Genomic DNA, 16,966 nt, shown 5'->3' with positions numbered 1-16,966 from the left:
CCTTCCGGCCCGCGAGGACGGCTCGCGCGCCGCGCCCGTCGCTTCGGCCGCCAGCCGTACGCCGTGCCTCTGCTCGCCGCGGTGCTGCTCGCGCTCGTCGGCGCGCAGATCGCGCTCGTGTTCAAGGTGCCGAGCTGGGGGAACGATGAGCCTGCCCACACCGGCTACGTCGCCGCACTCGCCGAGGGACGGCTGCCGACCATCGAGTCGGACATCGTCGACGACCCGGCGCGGTTCCCGGGGACGGCCATCGAGTTCAGCGGCTGGGACGAGGAGCACGGAGACATCTGGACCGCCAACCACCCGCCGCTGTTCCACCTGGCGATGGTGCCCGTCTGGTGGGTCGCCTCCGATCACCAGAGCGCCATGATCATCGTGATGCGACTCGCCAACACGCTGGGCTTCGCCTGCTGGCTGTTCCTCGTGGGCGCGCTCGCCCGCGAGCTGTTACCGCGGCGCCAGGCGGTGTCCGCGCTAGCGGTGGTGGTCGCCGCCGCCCCGACGCTGGTGTTGCGATCGGCGTTCTTCATCAACGACGGCTGGGCGTCCGCCTCAGCGTTGCTCCTGTTGCTGATGACGGTCCGGATGCTGCGTGGCGGCGTCACCTCGGCTCGGGTCGCCGTCGCCGTCGGCGCAGGAGTGGTGGCTGCGGGGACCCGTGCCCAGGGGGTGCTGGTGGTGGCGCTGTGCGCGGGGGCGCTCCTGCTCGTGCTGGTCGGGCAGGGGCTGTGGCGCCGTGGCATGGGGGTCTTCGCGTCCGTGGGCGGGATCCCGGCGGCCGCGTTCGGCTGGTTCTATCTCCGCAACCTGCACTTGTACGGCGACCTCACCGGTCAGGACGCCCTGCTGTCGAAGTTCGGCCGGTCGCCGGTGACGAGCCTGGACAGGATCGACAACATCCCGGGCCTGACCGAGCCGACGCTGTCCACCCTCATCGTGATCGTCGCGGCGATCGTCCTGGTGCCGGTGGCGCTCGTCGGGTCGGTGCGCCGACACGGGGTTCGCCCGGACGCAGCCTGGACGCTGTTGGTGGTGCACGCCCTGGTCACGCTGCAGAACGTGGTCTCGTTCCTCGTGGTCGGCGGTGGGTTCCATGACCGATACCTGATGCAGGTGATGCCGCTCCTGGCCACTGCGACGGCCGTCGGCATGCTCGAGGTCGGCCGGTGGTGGGGGCCTCGACCTGGCCTGGGGATGGTCGCGGAACGACGGGACTGGTGGCTGGCGGCCGGATGGTCGGCGTTGCTCCTCGTGTGGCTGGCCGGGGCCCTCGTAGCGCTCGAGCGCTACTACGTGTTCAGCCGTCAGGACGGCTCGCCGGTAGACGGCCCCGTCCCGGACGTGCTCGTGGTGCTTGCGGTCGCCGTAGGGGCGGCCGTGGTCGCGGTCATGGTAGGGAGGGCGCGACAGGCCCCACCCCTGTGCGGTGCTCCGCGCCACGACGGCGATGCCGCGGCGCGCCGCGACTTTCCTCGGACGTTCTCCGAGGTTCACGCTCCCGTCGTCCGACGCCATCCCGAGCGGCCTACCTTGACGCCGTGATACGTCGCGGCCTTCTCGGGTACGGGCTGGTGCTGGTGGGTGGAATGGTCGTGTCGGTGTTTCCGGACTCCAGCCGCGTGACAGCACTCCCCGTGCTGTCGACGCTGAGGGAGACAACCAGCGGCAGGATGCTCGGTCTGGCTGTCGTGGTGGTGGGTCTGGGGCTCGCGACGTCTGCCTGGCTCCGACTGGTCAGGCTCAGCACGAGCGACCCCTCGGGGGAGACTCAGCGGCTCGCGCGGGTCCGGCGAGCCACCGTGGCCTGGTGCTTGCCGCTGCTGCTGGCGCCGCCGATGTTCTCCCGCGATGGCTGGAGCTACGCCGCACAGGGGACGCTGACGCACCTGGAGCTCTCGCCGTACGTGTGGACGCCATCGGTGCTCGATGGGCCTATCTGGGAGGCGGTGGATCCGATGTGGAGGAACACCACGACTCCCTACGGACCGGTTCCACTGCTGTGGGGCGCGGTGGCTGCCGACCTGACGGTCGACCCGTGGTTGCTGGTGATCGCCCACCGGCTGCTCGCCCTCGTCGGTCTGGGGCTGCTGGCCTACGCCGTGCCGCGGCTCGCTGCCCGATCGGGCGTGAGTGGTGCCCGGGCCTCAGCCCTGGTGATCGCCAGCCCGCTGATGATGGCGCACGGCGTCGCCGGACTGCACAACGACGTCCTGATGGTGGGGCTGATGGCCGTAGCACTCGTCGTAGCCCTCGAGCGGAGCTGGCTCCTGGGTGCGGTTCTCGTGGGCGTTGCATCGGCCGTCAAGCTGCCAGCGGGCCTGGTGGGGGTGGCCGTCGTGCTCGTGTCGCTGCCGACCGCCGCCACGATGGGCCGCCGTCTGATGCGACTCACGACCGTCGGGACCGTGGCCGTGGGCACCTTGGTGGGCGTGGGCGTCCTGGGCGGTCTCGGCGTCGGCTGGGGCCACGCACTGGGGGTCCCGGGTCAGGTCCAGACACCACTGTCGATCCCAACCCAGGCCGGCCGGCTGTTCGGTGCGATGACCGGGTTCGACGCGGTGGGACCGGCGCGGACGATCGGGGTGCTGGCGCTCGTGCTGTTCGTCGCGCTGGTGGCCATCCGAGCGCCAACGGGCTCTGCTGCGGCCGGAATCCGAGCGAGTGCCCTGCTCGCGCTGGCGGCCGTGCTCATGAGTCCCGTGGTGCACCTCTGGTACCTGCTGTGGTGTCTGCCGTTGGTCGCCGTCTGTCGGCTCGACCGGCGCGGCGCAGCAGTGTTGCTCCACGTGTCGTGGGTGGGTGGCCTGGTCGCACCGCTGGACTCGTCCTTGGCGGGTGCCGACGACGTGATCGCCGTCGGCGTCGCCGTGGTGACCGGCACGGCGGTCGTGCAGGCACTCGCCCACCGGAAGTCCGCCCGTCAGGCGGAGCGCCCGGCCAGCGCGGTCGGTTCGTCCGCGCTCCGCCGGTGAAGCTCGAGCATCGCCTCGACCGTGCGGTCCCATCCGAACTGCTCCGCTCGACGACGCGCCGCGGTACGACGCACCTCGCGTGGTCTAGCCGCGACCCTGAGCACGGCATCGGCGAGGGCAGCAGGTGTCGGCTCCGCCCACCCACCCGAGACCCTGTCGACGAGCTCACGGGCACCCCCTACATCGGCCGTCACCACTGGTGTGCCCGAGGCCAGGGCTTCGAGGACTGCCAACCCGAATGTCTCGCCCGGGCACACTGACAGCGCGGCATCTGCTTGGCCGACGAGCCGGCTCAGCTCCCTGCGGCTGGCGATGTGCCCGTGGAAGTAGATCGGACTCCCGGAAGCAGCGCGTTCCAGCTGCCCGCGCTGAGGGCCATCGCCGTACACGTCGAGTCGCACCCGGACCCCGCGATGCTCCAAGGCGAGCACTGTGTCGAGGGCCAGCTGAGGGCTCTTCTCCCGTGACAGCCGACCGAAGTGGACCAGTCGCAGGACGCCGTCACCGGCACCCAGAGCGCCGACTCGCGGTCTGAACGTCTCCAGGTCGACCCCGAGCGGGATCTGGTGCACCGGGGTCCCGGCCGTGGCCGCCAGGTCGTGGAACTCGCGGCGCGCGAACGCTGACGTCACCACGATCCCGTCGAAGCGGCGGACGAGCGACCTGTTCAAGGCGAGCACGGGCGGCGCGACACCCGCCCACCCCGTCCGGAGCTCGAGCATGGCGTCCAGCCGTTCGTGCGAGAACAACAGGGACGGCACGCCCTGGCGGCGCGCCCAGCCGGTCACGGGGAGCAGGGTGGACTTGTCCGACACCTCCACCGACGTCGGCGCGAAGGACTCGAGAGCCTCGATCACCCGCCAGGGCTCGACGATGAGCCGATAGCCACCCCCGACCCGCGGTGCGCGTACCTGGACGACGTCCCCAGCCGCTGTACTCGTCCGGGCGTCACGAGGTCCGGGAACGACGAGCAGACGCTCGGCGCCCGCGGCGGCGTACCCGTTGCCAAGGGCTTGTACGGCGGTCTTCATGCCTCCGGAGGCGGGACCGATGAAGTTGGCGAGCTGGGCAATGCGCACGGGGTCAGGGTCGTCGAGCGCCGTGAACACTCCATGACGGCGGCTCGCGGGTTCGGTGAACGCTGGCGGCCCTTGCGCGTGGTCGCCGCTCAACGGGCCGAGCGCACCAATCCTCCCGCAGCTGGAGGGCTGGGGGACCCCACGTGTTCAACCTGGCAGTCTAGCGTGCTGGCATGTTGCAGAACGTTCGTGAGTACATCGACAAGCTCCACATCGACGGTCACTCGCTGGGGGACGACCACGACGACGACCCGGTCCTCATCGACGCAGCCGGCCAGGCAGTCGACACGTGGCGGGAGAACTACCCGTACGACGAGCGACTCGACCGCACCGTGTACGACGAGCAGAAGTACCTGCTCCAGGTGGAGCTGCTCAAGTTCCAGAGGTGGACCGAGGACACCGGCAGCAAGCACGTCCTGTTGTTCGAAGGACGTGATGCGGCGGGCAAGGGCGGCACCATCAAGCGGTTCATGGAGCACCTGAACCCGCGCTACGCCCGGACCGTGGCACTGTCTAAGCCGAGCGACCGGGAGCTGCACCAGTGGTACTTCCAGCGCTACGTGGCCCATCTGCCCACCTCGGGAGAGATGGTGCTGTTCGATCGGTCCTGGTACAACCGCGCTGGTGTCGAGCGGGTGATGGGATTCGTGTCGGACGAGGACTACGAGGAGTTCTTCCACCAGGTGACCTTGTTCGAGCGGATGCTGGTGCAGAGCGGCATCACGATGACGAAGTTCTGGTTCTCGGTGACCCAGTCCGAGCAGCGCACCCGCTTCATCATCCGGCAGGTGGATCCGGTGCGGCAGTGGAAGCTCTCGCCGATGGATCTCGAGTCGCTGGACAAGTGGGATGCCTACACGGAGGCGAAGGAGCAGATGCTGCTCCGCACCGACACCGATGCAGCGCCCTGGATGACGATCAAGAGCAACGACAAGAAGCGCGCTCGGCTCGAGGCGATGCGCTACTTCCTGTCCCGCTTCGACTACCCGGGCAAGGACGACGGAGTCGTCGGAGAGCCCGACGAGCGTCTGGTGACTCGAGGCATCGAAGCGGTCGGCGACTGAAGCGACCCGCTCAGCTGGTGAACTCGGTGGGCCAGCCGTGCTCGGCCAGGTAGCCACGGACCCGCTCGATGTCGTCCTCGGACGGAAGCTCGGCGGTCACCGAGGCGATGGCCGAGCCGATGTCGAGCCGATCGTGCTCCACGACACCGTTCACGGCCAGCGCGTTACCCACCTCCACCACTTCGTCGTCACTGAGCCGCCGACGCAGCAGGGCGAGCAACGGGAGGTAGTCCTGGGTGGGGAGACCCGCCGGATAGCCGTCGCGAAGCCAGGCGACGATCCGGGCCACCAGTCCCCGTCGCGAGTCGACGAAGCCCGCACCCGGGTCCGCCTCGGCTGCGAGAGGAGACCCGAGCGGCCACCGGGCGGCCGCCAACCTCGCGGAGACCCGCGCGACGTCCGTATCGTCGATCGGCCCCTTCACGACCTCGGCGATACGCTGCTGCACCAGCTGTGCGGTCAGGGTCTCCTCACCTGTGGCGGCCTCACTGGTGAGCTCGGCCACGACGTCGTCGAGCTCCTTCGCCGTCAGTGCGCGGCGCAGGATCCCCAGCAGGGCGACGTAGCACTGAGGCGGTACGCCGTCGGGGTAGCCCGCCCGGAGCCACCGCACCACGCGGGCGATCAGGTGGTCGCGCTCGACGGGTGCTGCGCGCTCGCCGTCCGCGGTGGCCACCGCTCAGTCCGCCGTCACGAGAGTCGGGTAGACGTGGTCGAAGCTCACGGCTTGGCCGAAGCCGGAGGCCCCGACGACGGTGATCCCGAGCGCGACACCCGCGGCGACCGCCAGGAAGCACAGCACGCCGAGGGCCCGTTGCCCGCCACGGACGGCGGTGGCGGTGCCACCGGACGCGTCGGAGCCGGCCGCCGAGAAGCGGACGCCCAGGGTGAAGAGTGCAGGCAGTCCGGCACACAGGACGAGCCCCGCCAGCACCACCTTCCACGCCGTCTCGGCAAAGAGCTCGAGCATGGTGTCCTCCTCAGACGATTGCCGGCCAGGATCCGCTGGACGCGCGGGTGTCCTGCCAGTCGTCATTGACATCGTCGGCTCCCAACGGCGTACGGCGGGAGCGGATGAACATGAACCCGGACAGCGCGACCAGGATGGCGGTGATGGCCAGACCGCCTGTCACGCCTCCGATGAGGTCTCCGATCCACCACATCATCGCCCCGATCAGCGCGGCGGCCGGCAACGTGATGCACCAAGCCAGGATCATCCGGCCGGCGACCCGCCAGCGGACCTCGCCGCCAGGCCGGCCGAGACCCGAGCCGAGGATGGAACCGGTGGCCACGTGCGTCGTCGAGAGCGCGAAGCCCAGGTGGCTGGACGCCAGGATCACGGCAGCCCCGTGGCGTAGAGGTTCACCACCTGTTCGCACGAGCGATCTCTGGTCGCAGAAGGCTGACTGATGCCACGGCGACGACAACCCTTCATGGACGTATCCTGGCGAGTCGAAGGGTTCACGCAGCCGTCACCTGGCGGCAAGGTGCGGGTGGTGGTCTGGCCGGCATGCGCACCCACACCCTGCGGGTCGGGCTGGGCCTCGTCCTGGCCGTGACCGTCACGTCCGCACTGAGCACGACCGCCCCGGCTTCCGCCGATCGCGGTCACGGCCACGGGCACGGGCACAACGCGAACGCCGAGCTCGTCGGATGGGCATCGCTGCCCGCCGACACGTTCGTGCCGGGCAGCGAGACGTCCGGCTACTTCACCGGCAACGCGGCGGCACCCTTCGCGGGGCAACCGGTGCAGGGCTTCTCCGGCATCCACTCGCTGCGCGACGGCACCTACCTGGTGATGAGCGACAACGGGTTCGGCACCAAGGCGACCAGCCAGGACTTCCGGCTGCGGGTGCACCGCATCCGGCCCGACGCGCGACGCGCGACGGTCGACGTACTCGGTGGGTTCGACCTCTCCGACCCCGACGGGCACGTGCCGTGGACACTCTGGCGCGACGGCGGCTGCGCTGGCGCGGCGACATTGCCGGCCGGCTACACCTGCCCGGCCCCGGACCGCACGCTGACCGGGTGGGACTTCGACATCGAGTCGATGCAGATCGCGCCGGACGGCAGCTACTGGTTCGGTGACGAGTTCGGTCCGTACCTGCTGCACACCGACGCCCGCGGCCAGGTGCTCGAGGCGCCCGTGCCGACCCCGGGGGTCTCGTCGCCGTCCAACCCGGCGCCCACCCAGCCGCCCAACCTGCCCGACTCCAAGGGCTTCGAGGGGATGGCGATCAGCCCCGACGGCCGCACGCTCTACCCGATGCTCGAGGGTGCCACCGCCGAGGACAAAGCGAACGGCCGGGCGTCGGACCTGCGGATCTACGAGGCGCGCCTCGGCCGCGCCGGCAACGCGTCGTACACGGGCGGCTTCACGCGCTACCGCCTCGAGTCGCCCGACAACGCCGTCGGCGACTTCATCGCCGTGAACAAGAACGAGTTCCTGGTGATCGAGCGCGACAACCTCTCGGGTGCCGCCGCGAGATTCAAGCGCATCTACCTCGTCGACTTGCGCGACCGCAACCGCGACGCGTATGTCGACAAGACGGTCGTCGCCGACCTGATGGACCTCGGCAACCGTCGGCGGCTGGGCGGCCAGGGCGACCCGTTCACGTTCCCCTACGTGACGATCGAGGACGTTGAGATCATCGATCGCGACACCATCGCCGTGCTCAACGACAACAACTACCCGGGCACCGGCGGCCGCGGAGCCGGCGTCAAGGACGTGAACGAGTTCCTGACGATCGACCTCGGCGTCGACCTGCGGGTCGACCGCCGGCTGCTGGAGTCCGGGCCAGCGGGGCCGGAGGGCGTGCGCTTCGCGACCTACAACGCCTCGCTCAACCGGCTCGCCGCGGGACAGCTGGTCGCAGATCTCTCGACGGGCACAAACGCGCAGGCCCGTGCCGTCGCCGAGGTGATCCAGCGGGCGGCGCCGGACGTGCTGCTCGTCAACGAGTTCGACTACTACCCGGACGGCGAGGCCGCCGAGCTGTTCCGCGACAACTACCTCGCGGTGTCGCAGAACGGCGCGGCTCCGGCCGACTACCCCTACTACTTCGTCGCGCCCAGCAACACCGGTGTGCCGAGCGGTCTCGACCTCGACAACAGCGGCACCATCGGCGGCGGCAACGACGCGTTCGGCTTCGGCGACTTCCCGGGCCAGTACGGCATGGTCGTGTACTCCAAGTACCCGATCGACCATCGCGACGTGCGCACCTTCCAGAGCTTCCTCTGGAAGGACATGCCTGGGGCCTCACTCCCCGACGACCCGGCCACCCCGGCGCCCGCCGACTGGTACTTGCCGGCCGAGCTGGACGTCGTACGGCTGTCGAGCAAGTCGCACTGGGATCTTCCGATCCGCGTGGGTCGCCACCAGACGGTGCACTTCCTGGTCTCGCACCCGACCCCGCCGGTGTTCGACGGGCCCGAGGACCGCAACGGTGCGCGCAACTTCGACGAGATCGGCTTCTGGGCCGACTACGTCGGCGGACGTCGCGCGTCGTCGTACATCTACGACGACGAGGGCGACCGCGGTGGGCTCCGTCAGGGTGCGGAGTTCGTGATCGCTGGCGACCAGAACTCCGACCCGCGTGATGGCGACTCCGTGCCGGGCGCCGCCCAGCAGCTGCTCGACCACCGAGCGATCAACGCCCGCGGTACGCCGTCCAGCGCCGGCGCCGAGGAAGCGGCCGTCCTGCAGGGCGGGATCAACGCCTCGCACCTCAGCACCGCGCGCTTCGACACCGCCGACTTCGCCGACGGCACGCCCGGCAACCTGCGCGCCGACTACGTGCTGCCGAGCCGGGGCCTCGACCTGCTCGACTCCGAGGTGTTCTGGCCCACGCAGGCGAACCCGCTCTCCCGGCTGACCGGGGTGTTCCCCTTCCCGACGAGCGACCACCGGTTGGTGTGGGTGGACGTGCTGACACGGCGACACTGACACCAGGGTGCATGAGAGTGGGCCATGACCTGGGCCCGGCTGTCGTGGGCGCGCACCGGGGAGCCGCGTGCGGCCGATCACCTGGTGCGTCACGCGATCTCGCTCTGCAGCGCGCGGTGCGTCGGCTCGCTGACCGTCGGACACCTCTGCCCGCAGTGTGGCAGCGACCGGCATGGTCGCCCGTTCGTGCGCGGCTGGCAGGGGGCAGGAGCACCGGCGATCAGTGCGGCGCGGACTACCGGGATCACCGTCATTGCGGTGACCTCCGACGGCTCGATCGGCGTGGACGTGGAGGATCTTGTCCGTTTCGACGACGTGCTCCTGGCTGAGGTGCTGCTGCATCCTGACGAGAGCGCGTCGACGCCGAGCGAGCTTGCGACCACCTGGGTGCGCAAGGAGGCGGTGCTCAAGGCGCACGGCGTGGGGCTGGCCCTCGACCCGCGCACGATTCGGCTGGCGGCGCCCGGCGAGGTGCCGACGGTGATCGAGGGGCCGGCCTCCGGAAGTCCCTATTGGGTGCGCGACATCCGTCTGGACCCTCAGCTTCGGGTCGCCGTGGCGGGCAGTGGCGCTGGGCCTGACGAGCTCACGGTGCGGGAGGTAGCTCCGGAAGAGCTGCCCGGTAGAGCCACCGGTCGAACAGGTCGACCAGCTCACGACCCGTGGTGAGGTCGGCGAACTCCATGAACCCAGCAGAGTTGACGGTGCCGTGGGCGTGCTTGGCAGTCCAGGCGCGCACCAAGCCGAAGAACGCGTCGTCCCCGACGGTCAGCCGCAGCGCGTGCAGCAGCAGGGCACCACGCTTGTAGACCCGGTCGTCGAACATCAGCTCCGGACCAGGATCGGCGAGCAGCAGGTCCTGCCCGAGACCGCTGAGCCTCGCGTGGTGCTCCTCCGCGTGGTCCTGCGCGGTCCGGCCGCCGGACTCCTCGGACCAGATCCACTCGGCGTAACAGGCGAACCCTTCGTGCAGCCAGATGTCCTGCCAGCGATCCAGCGTCAGGCTGTTGCCGAACCACTGGTGCGAGAGCTCGTGCGCCACCAGCCTGATCGAGCTCCACTCCCCGGTGAGGATGTTCGCGCCGAACGCGGCGAGACCTTGCGCCTCCAGGGGGATCTCCAGGTCGTCGTCGGTGACGACGACGGTGTAGGCCTCGAACGGGTAGGGCCCGAACAGTCGAACGAAGGTGTCGAGCATGGCGCGTTGGTCGCCGAACGTGTCGTCGTACATCGCCTGGAGTCGGCGGGGTAACGCGGTGTGGACGTCGACGTCCCCTTCGTCGGTGCGCAGCTCGTAGCGCCCGACGTGGACGGTGGCCAGGTACGTCGCCATCGGCTGGTCCTGCTCGTGCACCCAGACGACCGAGCTCGAGCGACGGCGGCTGCTGGTCAGGCGGCCGTTGGCGATGACGCGGTAGTCCGTCGGCACCGCGAGGCTGATCCGGTACGTCGCCTTGTTGGACGGACGGTCGTTGCACGGGAACCAGCTCGGTGCCCCGTGGGGCTGTCCCGCCACGATGACGCCGTCCTCGAGCTCCTCCCAGCCGGACGAGCCCAGCGTGCGCGACGCGATCGGCGTCGGACGACCGGCGTAGCGCACAGTGAGGGTGAAGGACTCGCCGACCGGAATCGGCGTGGCCGGGCGGACGGTCAGGGTGTCCTTGCGATCGCGGTACTTGACGGGCTTGTGGTCGAGGGCGACCTTCGTGACGTCGAGTGCGTGTAGGTCCAGCCGGAGCTCGGAGATGACCTCGCGCGCGACGCCGGAGATCGTCGCCGTGCCGTCGAGGCGGTTGCCGGGAACGTCGTATGCAAGGTCCAGGTCGTAGTGGACCACGTCGTAGGAGAGGTCTCCATGCCCGGGGACGTAGGGGTCGACATCGGTGCTCATGAGGAGGGGGCGGTGAGGTCGTCCGGCCAGGGACCGATCGGGTTCCCGACCCAGCGGGTCTTGTCGGGCACCAGCTCACCTCTCATCACCAAGGACACCGGACCAACCGTAGCGTTCCGACCGATGGTCGCCGCGGGGAGGACGACGCTGTTGGGCCCGAGTGTGGCGCCCGCCTTGAGGACCACGTTGTCCATGCTCATCACCCGGTCGTGGAACAGGTGGGTCTGCACGACGCAGCCCGCGTTGACGGTTGCGCCGTCGCGCAGCTCGACAAGGTCGGGCTCGGGCAGCCAATAGGTCTCGCACCACACTCCCCGGCCGACGGTCGTGCCCATGGTGCGGAGCCACACGTTGAGGGCTGGTGTGCCGGTGGCGGGTCGCGCGAACCAGGGCGCCGCGACCAGCTCCACGAACGTGTCGGCGAGCTCGTTGAGCCAGACGAAGGCACTCCACAACGGTCGTTCGCCGGCACTGTGGCGACCGACGAGCAGCCACTTCGCCGCGGTGGTGGCAGCCGCGGCGACGAGGCCCACCAGCATCAGCGTGACACCGGAGAAGACGCCCGTCAGGGCGAGACCGAAGCGGTCGGTCAGGAGCTCCAGTGCGGCGACGAACCCGAGCGCGAGGGCGCCGGAGAGTATGACCGGGAGCAGTCGGCAGATCTCGACCGCGGTGCGGGCGCGACGGAGCCGGGGCGGCGGGTCGTAGGTCCGGCTGGTGTCCGCGTCGTCGCTGTCGCGTCGCAGCCTGGACGGGGGGCTGCCCAGCCAGGACGAACCGGCTTTGGCCTGCTTGCGACGTGGTGCGGCCGAGAGCACGGCCACCAGGGCCTGCTTGGGCACCTTGCGACCTGCGGCCGCCATCCCGGAGTTGCCGACGAATGCCCGCTTGCCGATCTTGACCCGCTCGACGCGCAGCCACCCGCCTCCCAGCTCGTAGCTGCCGATGAGGGTGTCGTCGGCGAGGAAGGCCTGGTCGTTGATGCTCGCGAGCTGGGGGATCAGGAGCACGGTGGATGCTTCGACATTGCTGCCCACGTGTGCTCCGAGCCCTCGGAGCCACCACGGGGTGAGCGTGCTCGCGTAGATCGGGTAGAGCCAGGTCCGTGCCTCGTCGAGCACCCGGAGGATGGCCCACGCCTGCCAGGCCGGGCGACTGTGCATCGGGTAGTGCCCGGGCTCGAGCCCGGCTCCGACGACGCGCACGGTGACGATGACCAGCGCCGCCAGGGACACGAGGGCGACGATCGTCCCGACAGGAACGAGCAGCAGCGCTCGCAGCACGACATCGGACAACTCGTCCGCCCCGGTCAGGAAGGGCAGGACAACGAGGACGGCGGCAGCGATGGCGAGCAGCGGCAGCGCCGAGATCAGCGCGGCCCCCGCGGCATACCGGACGGCCCAGGCCCGGGTTCGGGCGGGGCGTTCGGCGGACCAGGGGCCACGCGCGGCCGAGACGCGTTCGGCCGGTGAGCCCGACCAGAACTCGCTGGCAGGCACCCGGCCGTGCACGCAGGAGCCCGGCGCTACCTCCGCGTGGCCCCCAACGTCGGCTCCAGGGCTGAGGGTGCTGCGGGTACCGATCCGGGCGCCGGTGCCGACCGAGACGGTGCCGATGTGGAGCTCGTCCCCGTCGAGCCAGTGCCCGGTGAGATCCACCTCGGGCTCCACGGAGCAGCCGTCGCGCAGGGTCAGGTACCCGGTGACGGGTGGCGCCGAGTGTAGGTCGACGTCCTCACCCACCGTCGCACCGAGGGCCCGGGCGTAGTGCAAGAACCACGGGGCGCCCGCCAGATTGGTGGCACCGCACTCGTCGGCGAGGCGTTCTGCCAGCCACAGCCGGAGGTGCGTCTTCCCACCTCGCGGGTAGACCCCCGGCACCACACGCGAGAGCAGGATGCGGGCACCGAGCGCGCTCACCCCCATCCTGCCCGGGGAGGACACGAACAGCAGCCAGCCGGCGAGCACCGCCCACCACGAGACGGTGGGGAGGAACGTCATCCCGAGGGTGCTCGTGGCCAGGTTGTTGCCCGCGGCGGTCCAGGTCAGCCAGCGGAGCCCCGTGATGGTGCGCAGCGGGATCGTGAAGGCGAGCTGACCGACCTGGGTCTTGGTCGGCGTGGGGCGGACCCGGCGTGAGGTGACGGTCGCCGGGGCCGCCATGCTGTCTAGTGCGGTGCCGAGCCCTGTGACAGTCGGATGCTCGTAGAGGTCGGCAACGGTCGTCTCCGGGAAGCGGCTCCGCAGGCGGGACACGATCTGGGCCGCCGTCAGGCTGCCGCCGCCCAGGTCGAAGAAGTTGTCGGCGCCCGACCGGACGTCGGCGCCGATCACCTCGAGCCAGAGCTCCGCGATCCAGCGCTCGGTGCCCTTGTCGAGCTGGGGCGCTTCCGCTGCACGGCTCGCGCCGGCGAGAGGCCACGGCAGGGCGTCCCGATCGACCTTCCCGGAGGTGCGTGTGGGGAGCGAGTCGACAACGGCGAGGCGGGGGACCAGCGCTGCCGGCAGCGACTCGCGCAGCAGCGCGACGGCCCGGGCCATCTCGAACGTGTCGGCGACGCTGAGATAGCCGACGAGCAGGTCATTGCCCGCCTGCGTCCTCCTGACAGCCGCGGCGGCGCTGACGACGCCGGGCAGCCGGAGCAGCGCACTGTCGAGCTCGCCGAGCTCGATCCGGCGGCCGCCGAGCTTGATCTGGTCGTCCGCGCGCCCCTGGAACAGCAACCCTTCACCGTCGAACCGCACCAGGTCTCCGCTGCGGTAGGCGCGTGACCAACCCAGGGACGGGAACGGCGCGAACTTCTCCTTGTCCTTCTCGGCGTCGAGGTAGCGGGCCAGTCCGACGCCGCCGATGATCAGCTCGCCGACCTCGCCCGGCTCCACCGGATGCCCGTCGGGGCCGACGACGGCCAGGTCCCAGCCGGCCAGCGGCATCCCGATCCGTACGGGTCCGCTTGCTCCGAGCCGGGCCCCGCACGCCACCACGGTCGCCTCGGTCGGGCCGTAGGTGTTCCAGACCTCCCGAGAGCCGTGGGCGAGACGCTCTCCGATCTCCGGCGGGCAGGGTTCCCCGCCGAGTATCAGCAGCCGGACGGCGGCCAGTGACTGGGTCGGCCACAGCATGACGAGGGTCGGCACCGTGGACACCACGGTGATCGCGTTCGCGACCAGCCAGGGTCCGACGTCCACGCCGCTGCGCACCAGGGATCGGGGCGCCGGCACGAGGCACGCACCGTGCGCCCAGGCGAGCCACATCTCCTCGCACGAGGCGTCGAACGCGACCGACAGACCGGCCATCACCCGGTCGCGAGGGCCGACCGGATCGTGGTGCAGGAACATCGTCGCCTCGGCGTCCACGAACGCGGCCGCCGACCGGTGGGAGACGGCCACCCCCTTGGGGGTCCCGGTGGAGCCGGAGGTGAAGATCACCCATGCGTCGTCGCCGGGCAGGGGTTGCTCGTTGGTCCTCGCGGGCCCGGCCGGTCGCCTCAGGGCGATGGCGAGGTCGTTCCCGATGACGGCGGCGACCGCGGCCTCGCTGAACGCCAGGCGCGCGCGGTCGTCGGGGTCCTCGGCATCGACGGGCACGTACGCGGCCCCCGCCATCAGCACTCCCATGATCGCGACGTACAGGTCGGAGGTGCCGGACTTGACCCGCACTCCGACCCGGTCGCCACGCCCGATACCCGTGTCGTTCAGCTCGCCGGCGACTGCTTCAGCGGCCTCGGCGAACTCGGCGTAGGTGAGCTGCTCGGCACCGCTCTCCAGGGCGCGAGCCCCGGGGTGGTCGGCGACGGTCTGCATGAAGATGTCGACCAGAGTCCGCGGCGGCGCCGCATCCTGACCGCGGAGCACAGCGCTTGGGGTGGTGACCGGGCTAACAAGGGGGTCGGTCGGCACGCCGGGAGTGTGGAGCAGTTAGGTGAACAGCAGGTGCCGATCGCCCGCGCTGCTACCCGCGAGACCAGCGGCGCAGGTTCGTGCGGGGCGGCGCTTTCCGGGCTGGCCGCGATGCTCAACACCGCCGCGAACCTGCGAGTGCACGCCTCCTGGGACACCGAGACGAACAGCACCGTGGTGGCGCTGCGGACCCTGGCTCGTCGCGCGCACGCGATGCTGAAAGAGGCACGAGAGCTACAGAAGGCGATCGTGGTCATCATCCGCAGCTGGCGTCCTGACCTGCTCGAGGAGTTCGGCGTCGGACCCATCGTGGCCGCGACGGTGTTGTGCGCCTGGCCCCACCCCGGCCGTATCCACTCCGAGGCGGCGTGCGCGATGCTCGCCGGCGTGGCACCGATCCCAGCGAACAGTGGGCAAGTCACCACCCGCTATCGGCTCAACGCACTGCACACCGTGGTCCAGAGCCGGATCCAGTACCAGCCAGCAACCCGCGACTACGTCGCCTGCCGCACTGCCGCGGGCAAGACCGGCCGAGAGATCAAACGGGGCCTCGCCCGCTACGTCGCCCGAGCCCTCTACCGCATGCTTGAAAGCGGAGCCGCCGCGGCTTGACGAAGATGGGAGCGTCGCAGTTCTTACACGCGCGCCTCGCGGCATCGTGCGCCGATGCCGATGCCGATGCCGAGTACGAGGAGGCCCGCCTGGCCATCACGTTCTTCAGCGTCCACCGCGAAGCCCCCGTGTTCGGCTGTCAGCTGCTGTTCGAGTGGTCACCAGGCCTCCGGATCTCGATCGTGACCGAGATCAAACCCGCAGGGAGGGTGGAGGATCGGACGCCGACGTGAGTGGCCCATCGGTGACCCGGCTGTAGTTCATGCGATGTTCGGGTCCGCACTGCCGGAGCGTTCACAACCTATTCCTGCGTCACTGATTTCGTGAGCGCCGTGATCGGGCACAGAAGTCGCTTCGTCGTTCATGTCGGACTGTTGGTTCTCGGCCTCGCGGCCGTCCTCGCCGTGCTGGCGCCGGCTTCGGCGCAGGCGCACGTCAAGTCGAGCACCGGCTATTCGGTCATCCGCTCCGACGGCGGCGAGGTCGACTGGACTCTCATCGTCGACTACCAACTCCTCGCCCGGTCATCGTCGATGGGCGGTGCGGCCGAAGACGCCGTCGACGACGCGCAGCGGCGGGCGGCCCTGAATGACCGGTTCGACGTCGTGCACGACTATGTGGCCGAACGGGTGGCAATCTTTCTCGACGACGTCGCCTGCGAGGGTGGACTCGTCGACACCGACCTGGAGACGCGCGACGCGGTGCCGCACGCGGTCCTGGACCTAAGGTTCACCTGCCCGGGCACCTCGACCGGCTCCTACCGGGTCCACTACGCCATGTTCGCGTCCAACGAGGGCATGATCGACGGTCATCTCAACCTGGTCGAGTACGACCTCGGTGACGTCAGTGGCGAGGCGATCTTCGACTGGGACGTGACAGACATCGTCGCCGGTGACCGCGCAGCCGTCGCCTCGATCGTGCGCTTCGTGACGCTGGGTTTCGAACACATCCTCACCGGGCTCGACCATGTCCTCTTCGTCGTGGCATTGATGCTCGGAGCGACCTCGATACGTTCGCTGGCGAAGGTCGTCACGATGTTCACGCTGGCCCACAGCCTGACGCTCGGGCTGGCCGCGCTCGGCTGGGTCAACCTGCCCGCCGACATCGTCGAGCCGCTGATCGCGGTCTCGATCGTCTATGTCGCGATCGACAGTCTGCTGGCCGGCCGCGTCCGCCATCGGCTCGCGGTTGTGTTCGCGTTCGGACTGCTCCATGGGCTGGGCTTCGCGAGCACCCTGCAGTTCACCGACACGCTGAGCTGGAGCCTCCTCGGTTCGCTCGCGAGCTTCAACGTCGGCATCGAGCTCGGCCAAGCAGCACTGGTCCTCTTGGTCTTCCCGGTCGTGCTGCTGTCTCGCCGGTTGCCCACCATCCGCCGCGTCCCGCTGGCCACGGCGGTCCATGTCGGAGCCACCGTGGTCGTCGCAGGTCTTGGCCTCGTGTGGTTCGCAGAGCGGGTCGCACTCGTCTGAGTGCCGCCCCGTCACATTTCCCCCACAACAC

General features: G+C 70.0%; 13 protein-coding genes and 1 pseudogene. 8 read left to right on the top strand and 6 right to left on the bottom strand.

Annotation, left to right across the window (positions count from 1 at the left end; genetic code table 11):
* Window positions 1-63 precede the first annotated feature (63 nt).
* Window positions 64-1,542, top strand: a complete 1,479-nt coding sequence (locus ACP7BP_RS00325) for a hypothetical protein (RefSeq protein WP_426241399.1) — start codon at window positions 64-66, stop codon at window positions 1,540-1,542.
* Window positions 1,539-2,972, top strand: a complete 1,434-nt coding sequence (gene mptB / locus ACP7BP_RS00320; protein ID WP_426241398.1) for a polyprenol phosphomannose-dependent alpha 1,6 mannosyltransferase MptB — start codon at window positions 1,539-1,541, stop codon at window positions 2,970-2,972. Before ACP7BP_RS00325 ends, mptB begins: the two co-directional genes overlap by 4 nt.
* Here the strand turns inward: mptB and ACP7BP_RS00315 are convergent.
* Window positions 2,921-4,051 carry a glycosyltransferase gene (locus tag ACP7BP_RS00315; RefSeq protein WP_426241396.1) on the bottom strand — a complete coding sequence of 377 codons (1,131 nt, stop codon included), beginning with the start codon at window positions 4,049-4,051 and terminating at the stop codon, window positions 2,921-2,923. The genes mptB and ACP7BP_RS00315 overlap by 52 nt on opposite strands.
* A 173-nt stretch (window positions 4,052-4,224) precedes the next feature.
* On the opposite strand from ACP7BP_RS00315, the gene ppk2 reads away from it, so the two are divergent.
* Window positions 4,225-5,115 carry a polyphosphate kinase 2 gene (gene ppk2 / locus ACP7BP_RS00310; protein WP_426241394.1) on the top strand — a complete coding sequence of 297 codons (891 nt, stop codon included), beginning with the start codon at window positions 4,225-4,227 and terminating at the stop codon, window positions 5,113-5,115.
* A 10-nt stretch (window positions 5,116-5,125) separates the two neighbouring features.
* On the opposite strand, the gene ACP7BP_RS00305 is transcribed toward ppk2, so the two are convergent.
* The 3 genes and pseudogenes from ACP7BP_RS00305 to ACP7BP_RS00295 all read right to left on the bottom strand — a co-directional run.
* Window positions 5,126-5,791, bottom strand: coding sequence for a DUF3349 domain-containing protein (locus tag ACP7BP_RS00305; protein ID WP_426241392.1), 666 nt, complete (start codon window positions 5,789-5,791; stop codon window positions 5,126-5,128).
* Window positions 5,792-5,794: 3 nt separating this feature from the next.
* Entirely contained in the window at window positions 5,795-6,085 is a 291-nt protein-coding gene (locus ACP7BP_RS00300; protein ID WP_426241390.1) for a hypothetical protein, read from the bottom strand.
* Window positions 6,086-6,095: 10 nt separating this feature from the next.
* A pseudogene (locus tag ACP7BP_RS00295) lies at window positions 6,096-6,458 on the bottom strand (inorganic phosphate transporter); the annotation flags it as partial.
* Window positions 6,459-6,625: 167 nt separating this feature from the next.
* Between ACP7BP_RS00295 and ACP7BP_RS00290 the strand changes: the two are divergent.
* Window positions 6,626-9,061, top strand: coding sequence for an esterase-like activity of phytase family protein (locus ACP7BP_RS00290; RefSeq protein ID WP_426241388.1), 2,436 nt, complete (start codon window positions 6,626-6,628; stop codon window positions 9,059-9,061).
* 24 nt (window positions 9,062-9,085) lie between these two features.
* Window positions 9,086-9,730: a 4'-phosphopantetheinyl transferase family protein gene (locus tag ACP7BP_RS00285; protein WP_426241387.1), complete on the top strand. Its 645-nt coding sequence runs from the start codon at window positions 9,086-9,088 to the stop codon at window positions 9,728-9,730.
* Here the strand turns inward: ACP7BP_RS00285 and ACP7BP_RS00280 are convergent.
* Complete coding sequence (locus ACP7BP_RS00280) at window positions 9,648-10,952, bottom strand: M1 family metallopeptidase (RefSeq protein WP_426241385.1); 1,305 nt, start codon at window positions 10,950-10,952, stop codon at window positions 9,648-9,650. The genes ACP7BP_RS00285 and ACP7BP_RS00280 overlap by 83 nt on opposite strands.
* Complete coding sequence (locus ACP7BP_RS00275; RefSeq protein WP_426241383.1) at window positions 10,949-14,851, bottom strand: Pls/PosA family non-ribosomal peptide synthetase; 3,903 nt, start codon at window positions 14,849-14,851, stop codon at window positions 10,949-10,951. The genes ACP7BP_RS00280 and ACP7BP_RS00275 overlap by 4 nt, the downstream gene beginning before the upstream one ends.
* A 33-nt stretch (window positions 14,852-14,884) precedes the next feature.
* Between ACP7BP_RS00275 and ACP7BP_RS00270 the strand changes: the two genes are divergently transcribed.
* The 3 genes from ACP7BP_RS00270 (at window position 14,885) to ACP7BP_RS00260 (ending at window position 16,935) form a co-directional block, all read left to right on the top strand.
* A complete protein-coding gene (locus ACP7BP_RS00270) occupies window positions 14,885-15,463 on the top strand; it encodes a transposase (protein ID WP_426241381.1) in 579 nt (192 codons plus the stop codon).
* Complete coding sequence (locus ACP7BP_RS00265; RefSeq protein ID WP_426241379.1) at window positions 15,460-15,696, top strand: hypothetical protein; 237 nt, start codon at window positions 15,460-15,462, stop codon at window positions 15,694-15,696. The genes ACP7BP_RS00270 and ACP7BP_RS00265 overlap by 4 nt, the downstream gene beginning before the upstream one ends.
* Before the next feature lie 90 nt (window positions 15,697-15,786).
* The gene (locus ACP7BP_RS00260) at window positions 15,787-16,935 is read left to right on the top strand and encodes a HupE/UreJ family protein (RefSeq protein ID WP_426241377.1); all 1,149 of its coding nucleotides are present in this window, start codon (window positions 15,787-15,789) and stop codon (window positions 16,933-16,935) included.
* Window positions 16,936-16,966 lie beyond the last annotated feature (31 nt).

This window comes from Nocardioides sp. LHG3406-4 (assembly GCF_049897745.1).
GTDB lineage: Bacteria > Actinomycetota > Actinomycetes > Propionibacteriales > Nocardioidaceae > Nocardioides.
Note: the sequence above shows the minus strand (reverse complement) of the source record. Positions and strands in the feature narration are given on the sequence as shown.